General features: G+C 58.9%; 14 protein-coding genes and 4 pseudogenes. 17 read left to right on the forward strand and 1 reads right to left on the reverse strand.

Going from position 1 to position 20,666, the window contains the following annotated elements; translation table 11 throughout:
• Window positions 1–186: pseudogene (locus tag NKI99_RS32465) on the reverse strand (hypothetical protein); the annotation flags it as partial.
• Between the two features lie 199 nt (window positions 187–385).
• Between NKI99_RS32465 and NKI99_RS32470 the strand changes: the two are divergent.
• The 17 genes and pseudogenes from NKI99_RS32470 to NKI99_RS32550 all read left to right on the forward strand — a co-directional run.
• A pseudogene (locus NKI99_RS32470) lies at window positions 386–985 on the forward strand (transposase); the annotation flags it as partial.
• 653 nt (window positions 986–1,638) lie between these two features.
• Window positions 1,639–3,306, forward strand: coding sequence for a peptide ABC transporter substrate-binding protein (locus NKI99_RS32475; RefSeq protein WP_352613515.1), 1,668 nt, complete (start codon window positions 1,639–1,641; stop codon window positions 3,304–3,306).
• 2 nt (window positions 3,307–3,308) lie between these two features.
• The gene (locus tag NKI99_RS32480; protein ID WP_352613517.1) at window positions 3,309–4,313 is read left to right on the forward strand and encodes an ABC transporter permease; all 1,005 of its coding nucleotides are present in this window, start codon (window positions 3,309–3,311) and stop codon (window positions 4,311–4,313) included.
• Window positions 4,310–5,242 (forward strand): ABC transporter permease, encoded by a 933-nt coding sequence (locus tag NKI99_RS32485; RefSeq protein WP_352613519.1) that lies wholly within the window; start codon window positions 4,310–4,312, stop codon window positions 5,240–5,242. The genes NKI99_RS32480 and NKI99_RS32485 overlap by 4 nt, the downstream gene beginning before the upstream one ends.
• Entirely contained in the window at window positions 5,239–6,249 is a 1,011-nt protein-coding gene (locus tag NKI99_RS32490; protein WP_352613521.1) for an ABC transporter ATP-binding protein, read from the forward strand. Before NKI99_RS32485 ends, NKI99_RS32490 begins: the two co-directional genes overlap by 4 nt.
• A complete protein-coding gene (locus NKI99_RS32495) occupies window positions 6,242–7,237 on the forward strand; it encodes an ABC transporter ATP-binding protein (RefSeq protein WP_352613522.1) in 996 nt (331 codons plus the stop codon). Before NKI99_RS32490 ends, NKI99_RS32495 begins: the two co-directional genes overlap by 8 nt.
• A 232-nt stretch (window positions 7,238–7,469) precedes the next feature.
• Window positions 7,470–9,239, forward strand: a complete 1,770-nt coding sequence (locus NKI99_RS32500; protein ID WP_352613524.1) for a CocE/NonD family hydrolase — start codon at window positions 7,470–7,472, stop codon at window positions 9,237–9,239.
• Between the two features lie 182 nt (window positions 9,240–9,421).
• Window positions 9,422–10,167, forward strand: a pseudogene (locus NKI99_RS32505) (M24 family metallopeptidase); the annotation flags it as partial.
• 352 nt (window positions 10,168–10,519) lie between these two features.
• Window positions 10,520–11,572: pseudogene (locus NKI99_RS32510) on the forward strand (M20/M25/M40 family metallo-hydrolase).
• 112 nt (window positions 11,573–11,684) lie between these two features.
• Window positions 11,685–12,938 carry a methylaspartate ammonia-lyase gene (locus NKI99_RS32515; RefSeq protein ID WP_352613526.1) on the forward strand — a complete coding sequence of 418 codons (1,254 nt, stop codon included), beginning with the start codon at window positions 11,685–11,687 and terminating at the stop codon, window positions 12,936–12,938.
• A gap of 15 nt (window positions 12,939–12,953) precedes the next feature.
• Complete coding sequence (locus NKI99_RS32520; protein WP_352613528.1) at window positions 12,954–14,105, forward strand: CaiB/BaiF CoA transferase family protein; 1,152 nt, start codon at window positions 12,954–12,956, stop codon at window positions 14,103–14,105.
• 135 nt (window positions 14,106–14,240) lie between these two features.
• Window positions 14,241–14,741, forward strand: a complete 501-nt coding sequence (locus NKI99_RS32525) for an aldolase/citrate lyase family protein (RefSeq protein WP_352613530.1) — start codon at window positions 14,241–14,243, stop codon at window positions 14,739–14,741.
• A gap of 128 nt (window positions 14,742–14,869) precedes the next feature.
• The gene (locus tag NKI99_RS32530) at window positions 14,870–15,796 is read left to right on the forward strand and encodes a LysR family transcriptional regulator (protein WP_352613540.1); all 927 of its coding nucleotides are present in this window, start codon (window positions 14,870–14,872) and stop codon (window positions 15,794–15,796) included.
• Between the two features lie 203 nt (window positions 15,797–15,999).
• Window positions 16,000–17,433, forward strand: a complete 1,434-nt coding sequence (locus NKI99_RS32535; RefSeq protein ID WP_352613532.1) for an NAD-dependent succinate-semialdehyde dehydrogenase — start codon at window positions 16,000–16,002, stop codon at window positions 17,431–17,433.
• Window positions 17,434–17,438: 5 nt separating this feature from the next.
• Entirely contained in the window at window positions 17,439–18,983 is a 1,545-nt protein-coding gene (locus NKI99_RS32540) for a fumarate hydratase (RefSeq protein ID WP_352613534.1), read from the forward strand.
• A 501-nt stretch (window positions 18,984–19,484) separates the two neighbouring features.
• Complete coding sequence (locus NKI99_RS32545; protein WP_352613536.1) at window positions 19,485–19,982, forward strand: Lrp/AsnC family transcriptional regulator; 498 nt, start codon at window positions 19,485–19,487, stop codon at window positions 19,980–19,982.
• 210 nt (window positions 19,983–20,192) lie between these two features.
• On the forward strand, window positions 20,193–20,666 hold a 474-nt coding region (locus NKI99_RS32550), incomplete at its 3' end, for an IS4/Tn5 family transposase DNA-binding protein (RefSeq protein WP_352613538.1).

The following is a 20,666-nucleotide window of genomic DNA, read 5'->3' on the forward strand; positions in this document are numbered from 1 at the left end:
AGCGCATGATAGAACCACACCGACAGCGGGCCGGTTTCGAACACGACACGCTTTGCGGCCGGTGCCCGCTTGCGGACAAGCTCGGGCAATGATGTTGGGATCAGATGCGCACTTTCCGCGCCAGATCCGTTCGCCTCCACGGCGGATCGACACCGCCGTCTTCTGTGGTTGCCGCCCGTGGCACAAGAAGTTTCTAACCCAAATATGCGAGTGATCGAGTGCGGTCTTCTGTCAGCCCTTTAAGTGCGGCATGTCAAAAGCCGCTGGCCGGTATGGTGATCTGCGGATCAGGTCCAAATCTTTCAAACGAGCTCAGATGCTCAAGAGACTGCACTGGTTTTCCTGATCCAGATCTGTTCGATCATTTTGCCCATTGGGGTACGGGGCGAACCAGATTCGGGGATTGATGAAGACGTTCGGCCTTATCGTTCCGTGCAGCATGGGTGGCAAGTTTGAGGTGCATGTTCGCTCCCTCCTGGCCGACAACGCCGACCTTTCGAGAATAATCCTGCCCTTACTTGAAGCGTGGCGTAGCCTGCGCCTCCAGGCGGCTAGGTTGGGGCAGCAGCTCCTCGCCGAACCGCGTAGAAACCAGAAATGTCAGTTGCTGATGTCGATCCCGGCGTTGGTGCGATCACAGCCACTGGCTACCTAACTGCCGTCGGGATCCAGCGAACTTCAAGCGATCGCGCTCGTGGGCGCCTGGCTGGGGTTGACGACGCGGCGCTATCAGTCGGGCGAAGTAGACTATGACGGCCATATCTCCCGACGCGGAGACACCCATGTGCTTTCGCTTCTCTATAAGCTGCGGTAGTGTTCCTGACTCGCAGTCGGGCCGACAGCGACTTGCGCAATTGGGGTATAAAACTACGCGAGAAGATCGGCTTCAAACGCTCTGCTGTCGCTCGTCGCCCGCAAGCTCGCGGTCATCATGCATACGATGCTCCGCTCCGGTGAGCTCTTCAACAGGGCCATGGCCGCCTAACTCTCGAGCTCTGCAGCGCCCATGGCGTGAAGAGGAGTCCCTGCCGGGACCGAGGCTGGTCCATTCCGTTAAGACCGTTGCACCAGGAGTTTGCTCGGAGCGTGCGAGACATACATTGGAAGGACCATCCCGCGAAGCCCCAAGATGCGGCGACCCATGTCGACCGCGTAGACGACCGTGCTCCCGGCAAACAACCTCCCGCACCAAAAAGGCGCTTGCAAATCTGGCTATTAGACGACGGTGTTACGGGCATGCCCTGAACCGCATGCTCGAGCTTGGACGTCCGAAATCTGCCCGTCTCGGTTAAATGGCTTCGGGCGGGCTCAGTGCCGTTGCTAATCGTGTAACATAGCCGTGACCTATCAGCAGCGAAGCGCTTATACGAAGAGAGCGCTGATGGCCGCCCGGTCGCGTCGCCATGCAGCCAATCTTCGCCGCAATCTAGGCTTAGTTTAGGACACTGCCATCCACCGGCTGAACAATCGCATTCTTGATCAAAAACCACCCATCGCCGGTTCCCTCTGCATACAGCAAGTAAACGCAAGTTTCCTGCGCGAACGACATAAGATTTAGCGTACAACGCTCTTTTCGCGCAGCTAGCTTTGCGAAGCGGGCGTTACGCCCTTCAAAAACGTGAGCTGGGGAAATTATTGATGGACAAGTTGCCGCTCAATCGTCGGGCTGTCGTAACGTCACTGCTGGCAGCATCGGCAGCACCTTGGGTCATGGGCTCAAGAGCGCTCGCCGCGTCGTCGTGCGGCGATCACATCGTGCGCTTAGGCTCGGTCAACACCCCCGATACGATGAGTCCTTTTGCCAGCTCGAGCAACTGGTGGCCGCTGTGCTTCGCCTATGACTTTCTAGTCTGCGTGGATGCCCAGCGCCACCCCGACCGGAGGGGGTTTGCCAAGGAGTGGTCCGTTGGTGATGACAACCTCACTTGGACTTTCAAGATTTGGCCGGGCATGAAGTGGTCGGACGGCCAGCCTGCCACTGCTCATGACGCTGCGTTTACCTACAACTATTTGCGCGACTCTATAGGTACGCCGAACGAGTTGAACGTCGGTTACAACACAACTAACGGACTTGAAAACGTCAAGTCCGTGGCGGCACTCGATGACGAGACCCTACAGATCGTGACCAAGGCCCCCACCCGCTGGCCGATCGACAACACGACAATGATTGTTCCCGAGCACATCTGGAAGGACATCAGCTACGCCGATGCACTCAGCACCTTCCGCAATGATCCGCCGCTGGTAGGCACCGGCCCAATGATCGTTTCCGAATTTAACCAAGGACAGTTTGTCCGATTGACTCCGAATCCGTATTTCCGGGCCGGGAAGCCGTCGATAGCTGGAGCGATCATCCAATACCTTAATACGGTCGATTCCCTTGCAGCAGGCCTGAAGAGCGGTAGCCTCGATTATATTGGCGTGACTGCATCCCAGTGGGCCGACCTGTCGAAGGATCCCGACATCGTGGTGGGTCAAAAGCGCATAGAGCAGCGGGATTATCTCGCGTTCAACACTGCGTCCGGGGATGGAGAAGGCAGCACAAAGGCCTTGCAGGATCCGGCGTTCCGCGATGCGATCGGTTACGCGATTGACCAGAAGGCGATCGTCGAGCGCGCTTACCAGGGGCACGGCGATGCCGGAGCGGGGCCTATCCCGCCCATTTTAGCTGATTACTACTCGGACATGGGCGATATCAAGCGCCGCTTCGATCTCACGGAGGTAAGCCGCCGGCTCGATGCTGCCGGCTATCGGGACACAAACGGCGATGGTGTCCGCGAGGACAAAGAGGGAAAGAGCTTCCAACTCGAGCTGATTACCACGGGCGGGTCGGGTAACATCGCAGTGCCGATCGCGGCCGCCCAGCTCATCGCTATTTGGCTCAAAGAAATCGGGGTTCCCGTCTCAGTGACCCGGCTTGACACGATTTCCGCCCGGACGTCAGCGCCCGCGAAGGGCGGCGGAGGCTGGGATTTGCTCATGTTCAGTAGCTGGCCGTTTGGCTTTCCTTACGCGCTGCTCGAGTTCGGCAGCAGCAAGAGCATCGGCGTTTACAACAAATCATATTGGACCAATAGCAAATTCGATGAGCTCCTCTCAGAGATCAAAGCCACCGTCGACCTCAAGAAGAGCCAAGAACTGGTCGATCAAGCGGCGCGTCTCCTTTACACAGAGGCACCCTACATCATCCTGAGCTACCCGTTCTCGCTCGACGCTCATCGCAAGGATTGCATCCAGGGCTGGGGAGGAACGCAGGAGATTTTCTCGGACAACAGCTACTTCCCTATGGATCGCTTGAGCTCCAAGTAAAGATGGCAACTGGCATATTGAAAAGTGGGAGGGGCAGGCACGCTCGATCCGTCCTCATTCGAGCCGCCGTAACTCTCGCAATGGTGGCAATCCTGAATTTCACTTTGTTCAGGATTGTCCCGGGTGACCCTGCTGATTTGCTGCTGGCGGGCGCGCGCAGTTCCGTGACAGCCGAACAACTTGAGGCGCAGCGTCGGAGCTGGGGCCTTGACCGGCCATTGTTTCCGGATCAGTTTCTCAATTACCTCTCTACAACCGTGCAAGGCAATCTCGGCTATAGCTTCAAATACCGAGGTCAGCGTGTCGGCGACCTCCTGTTGGAGCGCCTGCCTGCTACTATTGTCCTGATCGGCCTTGCCCAGCTGGTTGCAATCATCTCCGGGGTCATGCTGGGGATTTATGCCGGCTGGCGTCGGGGCGGCGTCATCGATCGCATCGCTACCGGCCTCTCTTTGACGCTCTATTCGACGCCGTCTTTCTGGCTCGGCATGATCCTAGTGGTGATCTTCAGCACGGGCTTGGGCTGGCTTCCGGGCTACGGTGCCTATTCTCCGGGAATCGCGGATGTTGGTCCTTTAGATTGGCTGGCCGATCGTATCCGGCATCTCCTGCTCCCAGCCTCCACCTTGGCCTTGGGCCTGATCGGGCAGTACGTGGTGGTCGCCCGCGCCGCCATGAGCGATGTCGTGACGGAGGATTATATGGTCACCGCCCGGGCCAAGGGACTGACCAGCGGTCAGATGCTGATGCGCCATGCCTTTCGCAATGCCATGCTACCGGTCGCGACTCTGGTGACCCTCAATCTCGGCTATGTGGTCGCCGGCGCCATTACCGTTGAATCGGTGTTCGCTTGGCCGGGGGTTGGCGACCTCACGGTCGAGGCGCTGAATGCGCGGGATTACCCAACCCTGCAGGGGATATTCCTCCTGCTTGGCGTCTCGATCATCGTCGCCAACCTTGTTGCCGATCTTGCCTACGGCATTCTTGATCCACGAGTACGGCAATGACTGAGTCAACGATTAAATTGCACCGGCCCAACCGCCTGCGCGCCACCACAGCTTTCCTCCTACAATTTGTCGAGTACAACGGTGCGCGGTTGGGCCTTCTTGCTCTCGCATTTTTTCTCGCCATGGCGGCAGTTCCAGGCCCACTCGTAGGGCCGCTCCAGACGGCGATTACGGCAACCGGGGATTTTCTCGCGCCACCCTCGGGTGCGCATTTCCTGGGAACGGACGAGGTGGGGCGCGATGTACTTAATCTGGTCGTGCATGGAGCCCGGATCTCGCTGACGATTGCACTGATGGCTACTGTGATCAGCCTCATTGTCGGTGCCGCAGTCGGCATCCTAGCAGGCTATTATCGCGGCCGGGTCGATGTCTGGCTAATGCGCCTCACGGATTTCTTCTTCATCGTTCCGCCCTTCGTGCTGGCGCTGGTCATCGCGCCCGTCTTCATGCAGGTGATGGGGCGGAGCAGGGAGATCCTTGGCTTCCGTCCCTCTCTCTTCGTGATCCTTCTCGTCATCGGATTGACGAGTTGGGGCGTTGTCGCCCGTATTGTGCGCAGCCAGACCCTGTCGCTCCGTGAGCGGACCTTCGTCGATCGCGCCCGGGTGGTGGGGAGTAATGACCTCTTCATCATGGTGCGGCACATTCTGCCCAATCTCGTGCCGCAGATCGCCGCCAATGGCGCCCTGGTCGTCGCCAATGCGATCTATCTCGAGACGGCGCTCTCGTTTCTTGGCCTTGGCGATCCGCTGCAGCCTTCATGGGGGACGATGTTGTACCTCGCCCAGCAAGCAGGCGCTGCAAGTGCCGGGGCCTGGTGGTATCTGGGGCCCCCAGGAGTCTGCGTCCTCATGGTTTCGCTTGCCTTTGTTCTGATTGGTAATGCCCTCGACGAAACCGCGAACCCGCGCCGAAGGGTAATCCCATGAATAATTTCTCCGTGGGCATGGCCCCGCTTCTCGAAGTCGCGGGGCTTTCTGTCGATTATGGCCTCAAAGGCGTTCCCTTACGGGCGATCGAGGACGTAAGCTTCACGGTGCGTGCCGGCGAGGCCGTTGCCCTCGTCGGTGAATCGGGGAGTGGGAAGACTACGACCGCCATGTCGATTGCGGGCCTCCTGCCGCCCAATGCGAGGGTGAGCAGCGGCGAGGTACGCTATCGCGGCAAGCGGCTGCCAATCGATGACGATGCGGCGATGCGCCCACATCGCTGGAGCGAGACCTCGGTCGTGTTCCAAGGCGCGATGAATGCACTCAATCCCGTTCACCGCGTCCTTAAACAGATCGCCGAACCCTGTATGCTGAAGCTGGGCATGACCAGGGACGAGGCTACGGCGCGGGCAAGGGAACTCCTTGAACTGGTCGGCATCCCGGCCGATCGGGGCTCCGCCTTTCCCCACGAGCTTTCGGGCGGCATGCGCCAACGGGTGATGATCGCCATGGCGCTCGCCTGTCGCCCCTCCATCATCATTGGCGACGAGCCGACGACAGCCTTGGATGTGATCACCCAAGCCCAGATCCTGAAGCTCTTGGGCAAGCTCCGGTCGCAGCTCAACCTTGCCCTCATTTTGATCACCCACGATCTCTCCGTCGTGGCCGAATCCTGCGATCGCGCGATGATCATGTATGCCGGCCGCATCGTCGAAGACGGCACGGTCGCCGATATCTTCACCGAGCCTAAGCACCCCTATACCAGGCTACTGATCGAATCGATCCCGAGTCCCGCCAAGGGCAAGAAGATACTCCGGCCGATTCCTGGCGACCCGCCGACCCTGCTCAATCGGCCATCGGGCTGTGCCTTCCGCCTACGCTGCCCATTTGCCATGCACGTTTGCGCAGCCGAGGACCCCCGCCTCGATCCATCCGGGCGGGGGCGGGTGGCCTGCCACCTCCACCGTTCCTTGACGCAAGAACAGAAGGTCGCAGCTCATGCCTGACAACATCCTGGGCCTGGAGAACCTGCAGGTTCATTTTGCGATCCATGGCGGGCTCTTTGACCGTGCCCTCGGGCGCCCGCAGGGTGCCGTGCGCGCAGTGGACGGGGTCGACCTCACCATCGGGCGCGGCGAGATCCTCGCCGTGGTCGGGGAATCGGGGAGCGGCAAGACGACGGTTGGGCGGGTCATCACCAAGCTCGTCCAGCCGACCGGCGGCAAACTGCTGTTTGACGGCGAGGATATGACTTCCGTGCGCGGCTCTTCGGCTTTGCGGCCCTACCGGCACCGCGTGCAAATGATCTTCCAGGATGCCTATCAGGCGCTCAATCCGCGGCACACCGTTTTCGATATCGTGGCCGAGCCCTTGCGATCGCTGCGGCTCGTCAAAGGCAATAATCAGCTGAGTGAACGAGTCCGCGAAGCACTCTCTGCCGCCGGGCTGAATCCACCCGATGAATATGCCGCACGCTTTCCCCACGAGCTCTCCGGCGGCCAGAGGCAGCGGGTGGTGATCGCAGGGGCTCTTGCCGTGAAGCCGGATCTCATCGTTGCCGACGAGCCTGTGTCGATGCTTGACGTCTCGATCCGCGCCCAGATCCTCCAGGTGCTGGTAGAGCTCCGCCAGCAGCAGAACATGGCGCTCCTCTTCATCACCCACGACCTGCCTGTTGCCTGGCTGATCGCTGACCGGATTGCGGTCCTGTATCTCGGCCGCGTGGTTGAGATCGGAAGTGCCGACGAGATTACCTTCAACCCGAAGCATCCTTATACCGTTGCACTGAGCAACGCGACACCGCGGATCGGTGCCAACGTAAATCGCGGTGAACTTCCGGCCTTGCAAGGCGAGGTCCCGAGTGCCGCCCGCATACCTACCGGTTGCCGTTTCCATCCGCGATGCCCGCTTGCTGTCGAACTCTGTCGGCAGGAGGAACCGCCGGCCGTCGAGATCGCGCCAAAGCATGTTGCCGTCTGCTGGATGGCAAAGTGAACCGCCACATGCAGTCTTTCAGGAGTGCCCGTTCTGTTTGCTCGGTAGCTCGAATGACGCGGGGACCTGCACTTGCCGGTACGAGCCAGCACAGTGCGTATGACTGGATGCCGTCGTCGTTGAGGGTCCGCAGCGGATTCACTTGAGCGACGGTTGATTCGCGAGAGAGGCCGCGGTGCTGGCAAGAAAGAGCGCGGTAAGACTGCAACTGTAGACATAGGAAAAACGGAACATGAAGAGCACAGTGCGCTGTACTGCGGGATGCACCGAGTACCCGGAGCCACGTTATGACGTCGAACTAGAGCAGGATGTCCGCATACAGATGACTGACGGCGTCGGTCTTTACGCCGACATCTACCGTCCGCGCGGAGCCGGAGAGCGGCTGCCAACGATCCTGATCCGTACGCCGTATAGCAAAGAGCCTTATCGCGATGGGCGCGATTTGAAACACCGCGATACGAAACACCCAGTACCCTACATGTTCGCTGGCCAGGGCTTCATCGTCGTGGTGCAGGACGTTCGCGGCCAGTTCCGTTCCGAGGGGATTCGAGCGCATGCTAGCGAAGCAGGCGATGGCTACGACACCGTTGTGTGGATCGCGTCGCAGTCCTGGTCGAACGGCAAAATCGGCGGTTATGGCTGCTCTGCCCTCGGCATCAGTCAGGTAAAGATGGCCCTCCGGCAACCGCCGGCGCTAGCGGCTATCCTGCCTCAGGCAGCCGGCGGCGCGATGCGCAATCGGCCGAGCGATATCATAGTCTCCGGCGTGCCGGAGATCGGCTGGCCATTCGATTGGTTCCGCAATAAGGGCAACCAACAGACGTCCGAAAAAATCGGCTATCAGGAATTGATGCGCACCCTTCCGGTTGCAGACATGCACGAACGGAGCGGCGGCTCTTCCAACTACTGGCGGGATTGGGTCACTCATGAACCTGGTGATCCATGGTGGGACCAGTTCGCCTTCTTCGACGAAAGTTCGCGCCCCAACGTGCCGGCGCTGTTCGTGAATTCCTGGTATGACGTTTCGGTCAACGAGACCTTAGACATGTTCAACGCGTTCAAGAACCAGTCGACGACGGAGCGGGCGCGGCGTAACCAGTTTGTGATCATCTCTCCCACCGGTCATTGTCAGTCGGAATCGACTCAAACCCCGTTCATGGTGGGTGAACGCGACGTTGGCGACATTCGCCACGATTGTTGGTCGATTTACCTCCGCTGGTTCGATCACTGGCTGCGCGACGGCCAAGGCGACTTCGAGATGCCGCACATCCAATATTATTTAATGGGAGCGAACCGCTGGAAGTCCGCCGATAGCTGGCCACTACCGGAAACCCGCTTCGTGCCATACTATTTTGGCAGCGGTGGGAACGCGAACACGAGTAATGGCGATGGCATACTTTCCACGGCGATGGCATCAGGTCCCGCTGATCATTACCGCTATGATCCTACCGATCCCACACCTAGCCCTGAAAGTATCCGTGGCCGGGCCGACGGCAGTGCCGCCGACCAGCGGGAGGTCGATCTGCGGCCTGATCGTCTGGTTTTTCAAACAGAGCCGCTTTGTTCAGGCATCGAGGTGACCGGTCCACTGCGCGCGGTGCTTTACGTGTCCTCCTCTGCCTCGGATACTGACTTTGTCGTGATGCTGAGCGATGTCTATCCGGATGGCCGCGTCTATAACCTGCAAAAAGGTATCGCGCGAGCGCGCTATCGTGAAGCCTACATCGCCCAGGCGCGCTATCTCGAGGACTATAGAGGTTCAAGTTTGCTGACGCCGGGCAAGATTTATCGGCTAGAGGTGAACATGGAGGCAACCGGCAACTGGTTTGGGCCCGGCCACAGCATCCGCGTGCAGGTGGCGAGCAGCTGCTTCCCCCATTATGCCCGGAATCTCAACACGGGCGGCAACAATGCCACGGAAAGCGCGACTGCAATCGCCGAGAACACGCTCTATCATGATCGCGACTATCCTTCCCACATCATCTTGCCCGTGGTGCCGTGACACGTGTCACGCGACATCCCAGATTTAGAGGCGGCTAGAAACGCGGGAGTATGGGTCATGAAGAGGAGAAGACGCTGAAGCGCATTGCGTATGTCAACGGAGAGTTCTTAGCCTCCTCTCTGATTGGGGTCGTTGAGGTCAAGCCACTCCTGCATTTTTTCTGGACCGTCCTGCAGGTCACTCGCTTCTCTGATGCGACGGTGCTGGTGAATTGGCAAAGCCTCGTGAAAAGCCCGGCGGAAATCGATTTTCATGCGCAAGGGTGCCTCGCATTATGGAGATGATGCACAAGCGCATTTACGAAAGATTGAACCGGGCACGCGCAAGTGTGACCTGGCGGTCGAGATCTATGATGCAGCTATTCGTGGCACGCCAGAGTTCAGCGGCGATTATCCGGCGCTCGTACCGCTGTTACCGTCGGGGGTCGACGCAGCCGCCTGCCATCTGACCTGGGATGACCAGCCGATGCTTAACAACGAAGGCACCTTTTTCGAGATCGCCGGCGTGTACCGGCATTACCATTGCCCGATGTCGCGGACGGTCTATCTCGGGAACCCAAGTGAGACGTTCTTGAATGCTGAGAAGATGACGTTAGAGGGAATGGAGGCCGGGCTGGCAGCCGCCAAGCTGGGGCGAAGGCCGAGGATATCGCAATCGCGTTCTGCGACGCCCTCGAACGCTACGGCATCAAAAGGGAGAATCGGATTGGCTATTCGGTCGGTTGCGCCTATCCGCCTGACTGGGGTGAACACACCATGAGCCTGCGCCGCGGTGACATGACTGAACTTCAGCCGGTATGACGTTTCACTTCATGACCGGTCTGTGGATGGAGGACTGGGGCTTTGAAATGACCGAGACCCTCCTTGTCACGGAGACCGGGATGGAGTGCTTGGCCAACGTGCCGCGGAAAATGTTCGTCAAAAACTGACGTCCGCAGACGGGCGCCGCTCGACCGGTGTCCCGCTCAGCGGCAGGGCGGTCAGCGCACCCGCAGGGCCTCCTCAGTGTTTGGGAGACCTAACCGCTCGCATAAATTTGGTGGAGCACGTAATGTCAGTCGCAACGATCGAAGACACAAAACAGATACTTAATAAGCTGGTCGCGTTTCCGACAATTTCCTCCGACTCCAACCCTGCCATGGTGAATTAGCTTGCCGATTTCTTCGGCCAGGTGGGCGCGAGAGTTTTCCTGCAGCACAACGAATACGGACGTAAGGCCAATCTCTTCGTGACCCTCGGCCCGGATAGGGAAGGGGTGTGGTGCTCTCCGGCCATTCTGACGTGCCTGTCGAAGGAGCCAGAACTGGTCGAGCGGCCCATTCAAGATGCTGGAGCCGTAACGGACGGCTCTACGGTCGCGGTACATGCGACATGAAGGGATTTCTCGCGTGCTGTCTCGCCACTGCTCCGGGCATGGCGGAACTCATCTCGTTCGGCCGCTGCATTTTGCCTTTACCTACGATGAGGAGGTGGGTTGCTATGGTGCTCAGGCACTGATGAAGGAATTGGCCCGATGGTATTAAGCCCTCCGCTGCCCTAATTGGTGAGCCGACGATGATGCAGGTCATCGTAGGCCGCAAGGGATGCTATGAATATACCACCAATTTCGTAGGCGTTGAGGGTCACGGGTCCCAGCCTGACCTCGGGGTTGACGCCATTCAGTACGCGCCGCGATTCATCACACATCTGATGGAGCTCGGCGAAAGGCTGAAGGATCGCGCGAGGGCGGGGATCCGTTTCGATCCGCCTTGGGCGACGATTCAGGTCGGACGCATTTCCGGCGGCGCCGGCCGCAACATCATCGCCGGGAATTGTTCGGTAGAATGGGAAATGCGTCCGGTGCACACGTCTGACGCCGCTTTGGCCAAGGACAGTCTCTACGCTTTCATTAACTTGCAACTCCTGCCAGAAATGAAGGCCGTGTTCCCCTCAGCCACCATCGAAACCATCATCATTGGCGAAGTCGAAGGATTCCAGGTCGTATCGCAGTCGGAAGCGCGCGACATCGTCTATGAGATCACCGGCGCCAACGGTGCTGAGGTCGTCGCCTTCGGCACTGAGGCGGGGCTTTTTCAGGAAGCGGGCATTTCAGCCATCATCTGTGGGCCTGGCTCGATTGAGCAAGCCCACAAGCCGAATGAATTCGTCGACGTTGACCAGCTCAAGAGCTGCCTGAAAAATGCTTTCGCGCCTGCAGGCGAAAATCGTCTGAAGATACTCCTTGGCGCGTCATCCGGGCCGGCCATACCAATGCCACTGGCTGTTGCGGACTGGTTTCCGATAGATGCGTCAGGGAGATGGCGACTTCCTTGGGGCAGGCGACCGGCCATCTGAAAACGCGATGGCACCGTCGCGGACATTATATTAGCGAACTTAATGCCAAGCGACGCATAGTTGTCAGGTAGCGGGAACCAGATTCAGCCACGAACAAATAGAGCGAAACGAAGTGCAGATCACAGATGTCCTGCTTGCGTCCGGCAACGGCGCATTCTTTTATGACGACCAGGAAGCCATCAGGTCTGGTGCGACCCAGGACGGCTTCATCTATGTTGCCGCACCGAGAACGCCTGGGTTCAAGTCCATTCGTATTCCAGCATCTTCGCTCAGCATCGGGCTCGTCCTTACCGATAAGACCGTTGTTTGGGGCGACATGATGAACGTCCAGTACTCTGGTGCCGGTGGACGTGATCCTCTTTTCGACACCAATCAAATCTCAGATTTAACGTCACGCATGGTCGCGCCGCGACTTCTTAATGTCGATGCATCTCGGTTTCGTGATTCTTGCACGATGGTTTTTGCACCTGCCGAACATCTGCGCTTACCTCTGGCTGTCGAGTATGGCGTGAGCCAAGCTCTGCTTCGCGCAGCCGCCCACCTTCAGCGCAAGACAATGGCGGAGATCATATGTGCGGAGTTCGATCTGCCGCTACCGAGGTGCCGCGTCCCGATTTACTGCCAGAGCGGTGACGCTCGCGAAATCAACGTTGACAAGATGATTCTGAAAGCCGTGGATGTGCTTCCCCACGGCCTGATCAACTCACGGCAGAAATTCGGCACCGACGGTCTCACCTTCATGGAATTCGTGAAGTGGGTTGCGACGCGCACGCGCGAAATCGGCCGCCCAGGATATCATCCGGTGCTGCATTTTGATGTGTATGGCTGGATCGGCCAGGAAATCGGCCTGGAGCCGCAACGCATCGCCGACTTTATCTGCAAGGTCGCAGATACCGTTCCGGGTTTCACGCTCAACATCGAGTCCCCGGCGGATTTTGGTTCGACGCAATCTCAAATTGAGAACTACGCACAGATCGTATCCATCTTGGACGACCGGGGTTCCAGCGCCCGCATTGTCGTAGATGAGAGATGCAATACGCTTGAGGATATTAGGCTCTTTGCCGAAGCGAAGGCCGTCCATCTCGTCCAGATCAAGACCCCCGACGTCGGCTCAATTGCCGACACGGCGCGGGCCGTTCTCATCTGCAAGGCGAATAAGGTAGGGGCATATGTCGGGGGAAGCTGTACCGAGACAGATCTCTCCGCCCAGGCTTCAGTCCACATTTCGGTAGCGACCCAAGCCGACATGATGCTTGCAAAGCCCGGAATGGGTGTCGACGAGGCATTTTCAATCGTCGGGAATGAACAAAACCGGTTGCTGGCGATGCTGAACCGTCGTCGGACTCAAAACGAAAATGTTGGATGAAAAGCACGGTGTTGCATGCAGAACGCTCTTGAGGGGATCACCGTCGTAGCCGTGGAGCAGGCGGTGGCCGCGCCTTATGCATCGTCTCGCCTTGCGGATGCAGGCGCCCGGGTCATCAAGGTCGAGAGACCCGAAGGGGACTTTGCCCGAAACTACGACAAGTTGGTGCGGGGACAGAGTGCCTACTTCGTCTGGCTAAATCGGGGGAAGGAGTCAGTTTGCCTGGACTTGACGTCGGAGGCGGACCGTACCGTCCTCGAAGCCCTCATTGCCGCTGCTGACGTTTTTATCCAGAATCTAAAGCCGGGCAGTATCGAAAAACTAGGTTTCGGGTCTGCGGATCTCCGTCGACGTTTTCCGCGGCTGATCACCTGCGACATCTCTGGTTTTGGGGAGAACGGCCCGTATTCCCATTTGAAGGCTTATGATCTCATCGTCCAGGCCGAAACAGGTCTATGCGCGATCACCGGCAACCAACAAGGGCCCGCGCGTGTGGGGGTCTCGGTTTGTGACATCTCGGCGGGCATGACAGCGCATAGCGCCATTCTCCAGGCACTGTATCACCGCGAGATCACCGGCGAAGGCACCAGCATCCAGGTGTCACTGTTTGATGCCGTCGCCGACTGGATGAACGTGCCGGTTCTGCAAAACGACTACAGCGGCTATCACACGGTACGCGCCGGCGTGAAACACCCGTCGCTGGCGCCGTATGGCGCTTATCGTTGTGCCGATGGCAAAGAGGTCATCTTTTCGGTTCAAAATGACCGCGAGTGGGTAAATTTCTGCGGCAGATTCTTGAAGCAGCCGGAGCTTACACGCGCTCCTGGTTTTGCTGATAATATGGAGCGCCTCAATCATCGTACGCGACTCGATGAGATCATTGAGAGGCGGTTTACTGAACTGACCTGCCACGAAGCAATGCACGAGCTCGAGGCAGCCGGTCTGGCATATGGCCGACTGAACGAGGTGGCGGATGTTTCAAAGCATCCCCACGTTCGCAGGGTCGAGGTTGGCACACCCGAAGGATTTGTAGATACGATAGCACCAGCGCCGATCTTCAACTCGGAGCGGCCCTCGTTGCGCCCAGTTCCGGCTCTTGGCGCTCATACGGAGACTGTCCGGGAAGAGGTTCTCGGGCGTTTGCGCGAAAGGGCGGCGTCAGCGTGAGGCGCATGTTGTCGGTAAGTGCGCGCGCTTGCGTTTCACAGACAGCGGGACTGCTCCTTGCCCATCCGAGCGCATCGGCCGCCCTGCAAGCTCATTGCCACCGCACTCGCTAAAGTCGACCCCAGAGGCGACTCTATGATGAAGGGCACCCTTGCGGCCGTTGAAAGCGCGACGTCTGTACCCCGCTGGAGATCACTGCTCTTCGTTCCCGCTCACATTCCACGCTTTGTGAAGACGGCCCACGAGCGCGGTGCAGATGGCGTCATCCTAGACCTGGAGGACTCCGTTCCCAAGGATCAGAAGGGCGCGGCACGGCGGCAGCTTTCTGATTCCGTGGCAAAGGTGGGTCGGAAGGGCAAATCGGTTTTGGTCCGCGTGAATCGTGGTTTGCGCGCCTTGGCGGCCGATCTCGATGCAGCCGTTGTGGCGGGTGTTGACGCACTTGTTCTTCCCAAGACGGATTCGGCAGAGTGGGTATCGGAGATCGCCAATGCGGTTTCGGACCTTGAACGAGAAAGAAATCTTGCGCCGGGACGCATCCGGTTCCTTGCCCAGATCGAGACCCCCGGCGAGATGATTGATCCGCCAGTGGTGCGGCGCGCCCACGAGATCCTGGCTTTCACCACCAATAACTGACCTGCCCTGCCTTAGCGGCCGGACGGCCGTTTTCCAGCCATGCCGGACAGTTTGTTTCTTGCTCGCCATCTCGTTTCGAGATAGATATGAAGGCACTGGGGATTGCGCCCGGGTTGGATTCGTTCATCGTGGACATCAGGCAGCTAAGATACTTTGTCGGCGTGGTCGAAGCAGGCAGCTTCACGAAGGCAGCTGCGATCCTTAACGTTGCTCAAAGCGCTCTAAGTCTGCATGTGCGTCAACTGGAGCAAGGATTCGGCATCCAGTTGCTGGTACGCGACAGGACCGGCGTTAGTGTCACGGCATCCGGAGACAAGCTGCTTGGGCACGCGCGAATCATTCTGAGGGAAATTCAGCTCACTGAGGCGGAACTGACCAACTCGGTGGCCGCTCCTTCCGGAGAGGTGACCATTGGCATTCCGTCCGGAGCCGCTCGCGCCCTTAGCGGTCCGCTGCTTGAATCGGTAAGAAGCGAGCTGCCGAGGATCTCGCTTAAGATGATCGAGGGCATGACGGGACCGCTGGAGGAGTGGATGGCTGCTGGCCGTTTCAATCTGGCCGTTCTGTACCGCACTGCCGAGAGCGTCGGGCAAATGACGGTGCTGGCCCGCGAAGAGTTTTGCCTGGTGGTACCGACGGGTCAACCGCCTTTCGAAGATTCGATACCGCTCGCCGACCTGCACGCATTTCCGCTGGCGGTTCCCATGCGTAACAACAATGTCAGGCGTTCGGTGGCTGATGTCGTTGCCCAACACGGTTGTGTTCTGGACGTCAGATTCGAGGTCGACTCCCTTTCTACGATCATCAATATGGTCATGGAAGGAAAGGCGTATTCTATCCTAACCCCGTCGGCCATTCAGAAAGAGGCGTCTCAAGGCCAAGTCCGGACGGTTAAGATCATTGATCCAGTGATTACCCGTTCCGTTGTGCTCGCCGTCAACCTAAAAGATGAGCGCTCTCCAGCCGTCTCTGCGGTCCGCAAGCTGATTCCGAAGGTCGTCAGGACATTGATCGAGAGCAGGCAGTGGTCAGCCACGGTTCCGGACCGGGCTTAGGCACATCCTTCAAACCAAGTTTTAGGTGTTACCGCTCCTCCCCGACTGCCTAAGCCGTATCAATCTGTATTCGAGATGGTCTTGGTCGATATTCCATATTTGACCGGGCGTGACCATCGCGATGAAACTGCAAAGAAGCGAGCCCCATGGTCCGGAATCGGCTGGTCTCGCACTGGCAGGAATTCAGTCAAGCGGAGCATGCGATGTCCAACGCCACGAGCTATCAGGTTTTCATCAATGGCAGGTGGCGAGCCGGTAGCGACGAAACCACTCTGCCAGTAATCAATCCGGCGACGGAGAAAAAATTTGCCTCGGTGGCAGTGGCGACGGTGTCGGATCTGGATGAGGCCCTCGCTTCTGCAGAGCGAAGCCGCCGGGCTTGGTCCTCACGGCCTCCAAAAGAGCGCGGCGAGATCCTTGTGGCGGCCGCCAGGATCCTTGCCACGAAGGTGGGAGACGCAGCGAAGGATTTGTCGACCGAACAGGGAAAGACGATTGCCGAAGCAACAGGCGAGTACGCACGCGCTGTCGAAACGCTGGAGTGGAACGGCACGCACGCCGAAGAGCTATCGGCCTCTGTTCCGATGGGCCCGGACCGGATGATCGTCCCCGAGCCTCTTGGCGTAGTTGCTGCCTTTACGCCTTGGAACTATCCCGCCGTTCTCATCGCCCGCAAGCTCGCCCCTGCTTTGGCGGCAGGCTGCCCGGTGATCCTCAAAGGGGCTGAAGAGACACCAAGCGCGGCTGTCCATTTGGTCGAAGCCTTGCGACAAGCGGGTATTCCGGATGGCGTGGTCAATCTCGTCTTTGGCGTTCCGGTGCAAATATCCCGGCATCTCCTCAACTCGCCGATCGTCAAGGTCCTAACTTTCACGGGCTCTACCGAGGTTGGAAAACAGCTCGCCAAGCTCGCCGCGAATAACTTGCAGCGATGCATCCTCGAGCTCGGTGGGCACTCCCCGGTCATTGTATGCGAGGATGCCGACCTGGCAAAAGCTATACCGGCAATCTCGGAATACAAGTTCGAGTGCGCGGGTCAAAGCTGCAATGCGCCCAGCAGGATCCTCGTCGCGCGGCCTCTCTATAAGGAATTCCTGTCCCGGATGACCGAAGCCGCCGGCAAGATCAAGATCGGCCCACCGGACGACCCGGCGACAGAGATGGGTCCAATGGCAAACGCGCGACGAATCGAGGCCATGCAGCGTCTGGTCAAGGACGCGGTCGATCGCGGCGCCACCATCGAAACCGGTGGCACCCGCCTCGACCAACCGGGTTTTTACTGGCCGCCAACGGTCCTGACAGGGGTGCCAAAGGATGCGAAAATGCTTCATGACGAGCCGTTCGGGCCGATCCTCACCGTAGCGCCATTCGACACGATCGAGGAGGCGATCGAAGAAGCCAACGCCACTGAGTATGGCTTGGCTGCCTACTTCTTCACCGGCGCCGCCGATGTGGAACGGGCGCTGATCGGCGGTCTTTCGGCAGGCGCGATTAGTGTAAATTACCTGAAAGGGGTTTCCGCAGATGCCCCGTATGGGGGCGTCAAACAGAGCGGCTATGGATATGAGGGAGGCGAGCAGGGATTGCGAAGCTTCCAAAGCCTCAAATTGGTCAACGGGCTCGGGTCATTCGGATAAGGTTCGTGAACAAAAGCACACGCACCATTGCGGGCGAGGACATCGCAAGGAGCGTCGCCGACGCCCTTCAGTACATCTCGTACTACCATCCCCTCGACTACATCCGGTACCTTTCGCAGGCATACGCGCGCGAACAGAGCACGGCGGCTAAGAACGCCATCGGGCAGATCCTGCTGAACTCCCGCATGGCGGCCTTCGGACGGCGCCCGATCTGCCAGGACACCGGTCTTGTGGTGGTCTTTGCAAAGGTCGGCATGGGCGTCCGCGTCAAATCAGCGGCCAGTTTCGCCGACCTCGTAAATGAGGGCGTCCGCCAAGCGTATCTCGACCCCCACAATCCCCTTCGACCATCGATCGTCTCGGATCCGCTTGCCGGGCGGGTGAACACGCGTGACAACACGCCGGCAGTCGTCCACGTCGACCTCGTGCCCGGCAACCAGATTGAGATCACCATCGCAGCAAAAGGGGGCGGGTCCGAAAACAAGGCGCGTTTCACCATCTTGACCCCTAGCGCGTCTGTTGCCGACTGGGTGGTCGACACCGTTTCGACCCTTGGCAGCGGATGGTGCCCGCCCGGCCTGATCTCGGTCGGCATCGGTGGCAGCGCTGAAAAGGCGATGTTGCTGGCCAAGGAGGCCATGAACGAGCCCATCGACATGTCGGAACTGATCGCCAGGGGGCCGTCAAACGCGGAGGAGGCACTGCGGGTTGAGCTTTATGAGCGGATTAACGCGCTGGGCATCGGCGCTCAAGGCCTTGGTGGTCTGACGACAGTCGTTGATGTCAAGGTTGCAACATATCCTACCCACGCCGCGTCGAAGCCTGTGGCGCTCATTCCGCAATGCGCCGCCAACCGGCACCTGAAGTTTATCTTGGACGGCACAGGACCGGTACAGCTCCAACCGCCCGACCTTTCCGAATGGCCCCAGATCGGTCATGAGGACTTGCACACAACCGGCGTCCGTCGGGTCAATCTCGATGCGCTCACGAAGCATGAGGCGGCATCGTGGCGCTGCGGGCAAACCCTTCTTTTGTCCGGAAAGATGCTGACAGGCCGTGACGCCGCCCACCAGCGAATGGTCGACCTGATCGATGCCGACAAGCCGCTCCCGGTCGATCTGCGGGGACGCGTGATCTACTACGTCGGACCCGTCCGCGCCGTGAGAGACGAGGTCGCCGGGCCGGCCGGCCCAACAACCTCCAGCCGTATGGACGGTTTTACTGAAAAGATTCTCGCCGAGACTGGGCTATATGCGATGGTCGGTAAAGCAGAGAGGGGCCCTGCGGCCATCGAGTCGATTGTCAGACACAGAACGCCCTATCTAATCGCAGTCGGTGGCGCTGCGTACCTGATTTCAAAATCAATCAAGGCGGCGCGAATCGTTGCCTTTGAGGACCTGGGTATGGAAGCCATCTATGAATTCGAGGTGCGGGACATGCCGGTCATCATGGCTGTTGATGTTGAGGGAAACTCCATTCACAATTCCGGGCCTCTGGATTGGCGTAAGCGCATGGCGGCCGACAGCATCGCCCGCAGCATCGGCGTTTGAGTCTTCCAGGCTGCGCAATCCGGCCAGACTCCCGCGCCAGATTTGGGCTGCAACGGTAACACTAGCGGCATTTTGTGGTTCAGTTCCTCGGCGAGCCAGACAAGAAGGCCTTCAAGTCGCTCTCGATGCCAAATGCTCGGATGTAAACACTGCATCCATCTATCGCCCATACGATCGACGCTCAGGGTGCTGTCGAGGGGTGCCAATCGGGTCAAGCACTGGAGATACCAAAAAATGCGCTGTTTATTTGCGAGGAGGCGCCGCCACCGACAGGCGATCACTCTCCAAAATGCGTCATCGCCCGGTTGGGGAAAGGGGCAATACCCCAACTGTTCTACAGTGTTTCTGCTTGGATCGCTCTCAGTCCCCTGACTTCGACAACCTCGCAGTGAAGCTTGCGGGCCGAGGGCGAAGGACGCCCACTACATTCGTTCGTTTCAATTGATGATAGACTTGGTTGGCACTAATTGCGCTGCGACTACCGCTTGAGAGCAAAAAGTCATGAAGTCGAAACCCGATCCTGTGCGACTAGACGCTTGGGATGTCCGGATTCTTTCAGAGCTCCAGTCAGATGGTCGGATTTCGAAAAGCGAGCTCGCAAAGCGTGTTCACCTTTCGGCGTCGGCCTGTTCGGAGCGGCTCCGCGTGCTCCAAGCCGCAGGGATCATTGAGGGGTTCTACGCGCGACTAAGTCCAGCCCTCATGGGGGGCATTATCTCTATAATGGTTGAGGTGGTTCTGGATCGCCATCGTCTCGAGGACCAGCGGCACTTCGAGACTGCGATCCAGGAGATTCCGGAAATCCTGGACTGCTGGGCTATCGGGGGGCGGATCGACTATTTGATGCGCGTTTTATCCCCTTCCATGGCTGCGTATCAGGATTTCATGGAGAGACTGCTGCAGGCAGGCTTGGGTATCGAGCAATACTACAGCCTTGTCGTGACGAAACCAGTGAAATCCAACTCACCGATTCCTCTGTCTGCCCTGAGGCAACGGTAAACTCCCGAAGCTTTGGTTTTCACGGCGATTGGTGCCGATTCCGTGAATTCGTCGGCTAAAGGTGTGCATTCCCGCGATATTCGAGAGCATTTGCGGTATAAAGGTACCCTCCGGTGAGGCTTCCGATTACCCACATCGTCGGCGGGCCCATTGCCCCACATGAATCTGCCGTGATTCTATCCGTGACGCCGAATCACGGAGGCGTCACGGATGCGAGACAAGACCGGCAGCAGCGAAACCGCTTGGCAGGAGGAAGAGCTTTCTGCGGCGGCGCTTCCCGACAAGCGCCTGGTCCGCCGGTCGCAACGGTTGCTGGATGAGATGTCAGCTGCGCCGGGCAAGCCAATCCCGGCGGCCTGCGGCGACTGGGCGCCGGCGAAGGCGGCCTACCGCTTCTTTGACAACCCGCGTCTGACCGAACATAGCGTTCTCGCCGGCCCATTTCGCCGCGACCGCGGCGCGCGTTGCGACGAGCGAAGGTCCGATCCTTATCCTGCAGGACACGACCGAATTTATCTACAGCCGCGCGCAGCCGGGCAAAATCGGCTTCACCAAAACCATCAACGCCGGGCGCTACAAGGTCGGGCAGCCCAACGTGCTGCGGATTCCGACGTGAAGCCGGCCGCCATTCGGATCAAAGACCGGCCACCATTCCGATTTGAAGCCGGCCACCGTTCCAATCAA

Source organism: Mesorhizobium sp. M0239, from assembly GCF_040321815.1.
Lineage (GTDB): Bacteria > Pseudomonadota > Alphaproteobacteria > Rhizobiales > Rhizobiaceae > Mesorhizobium.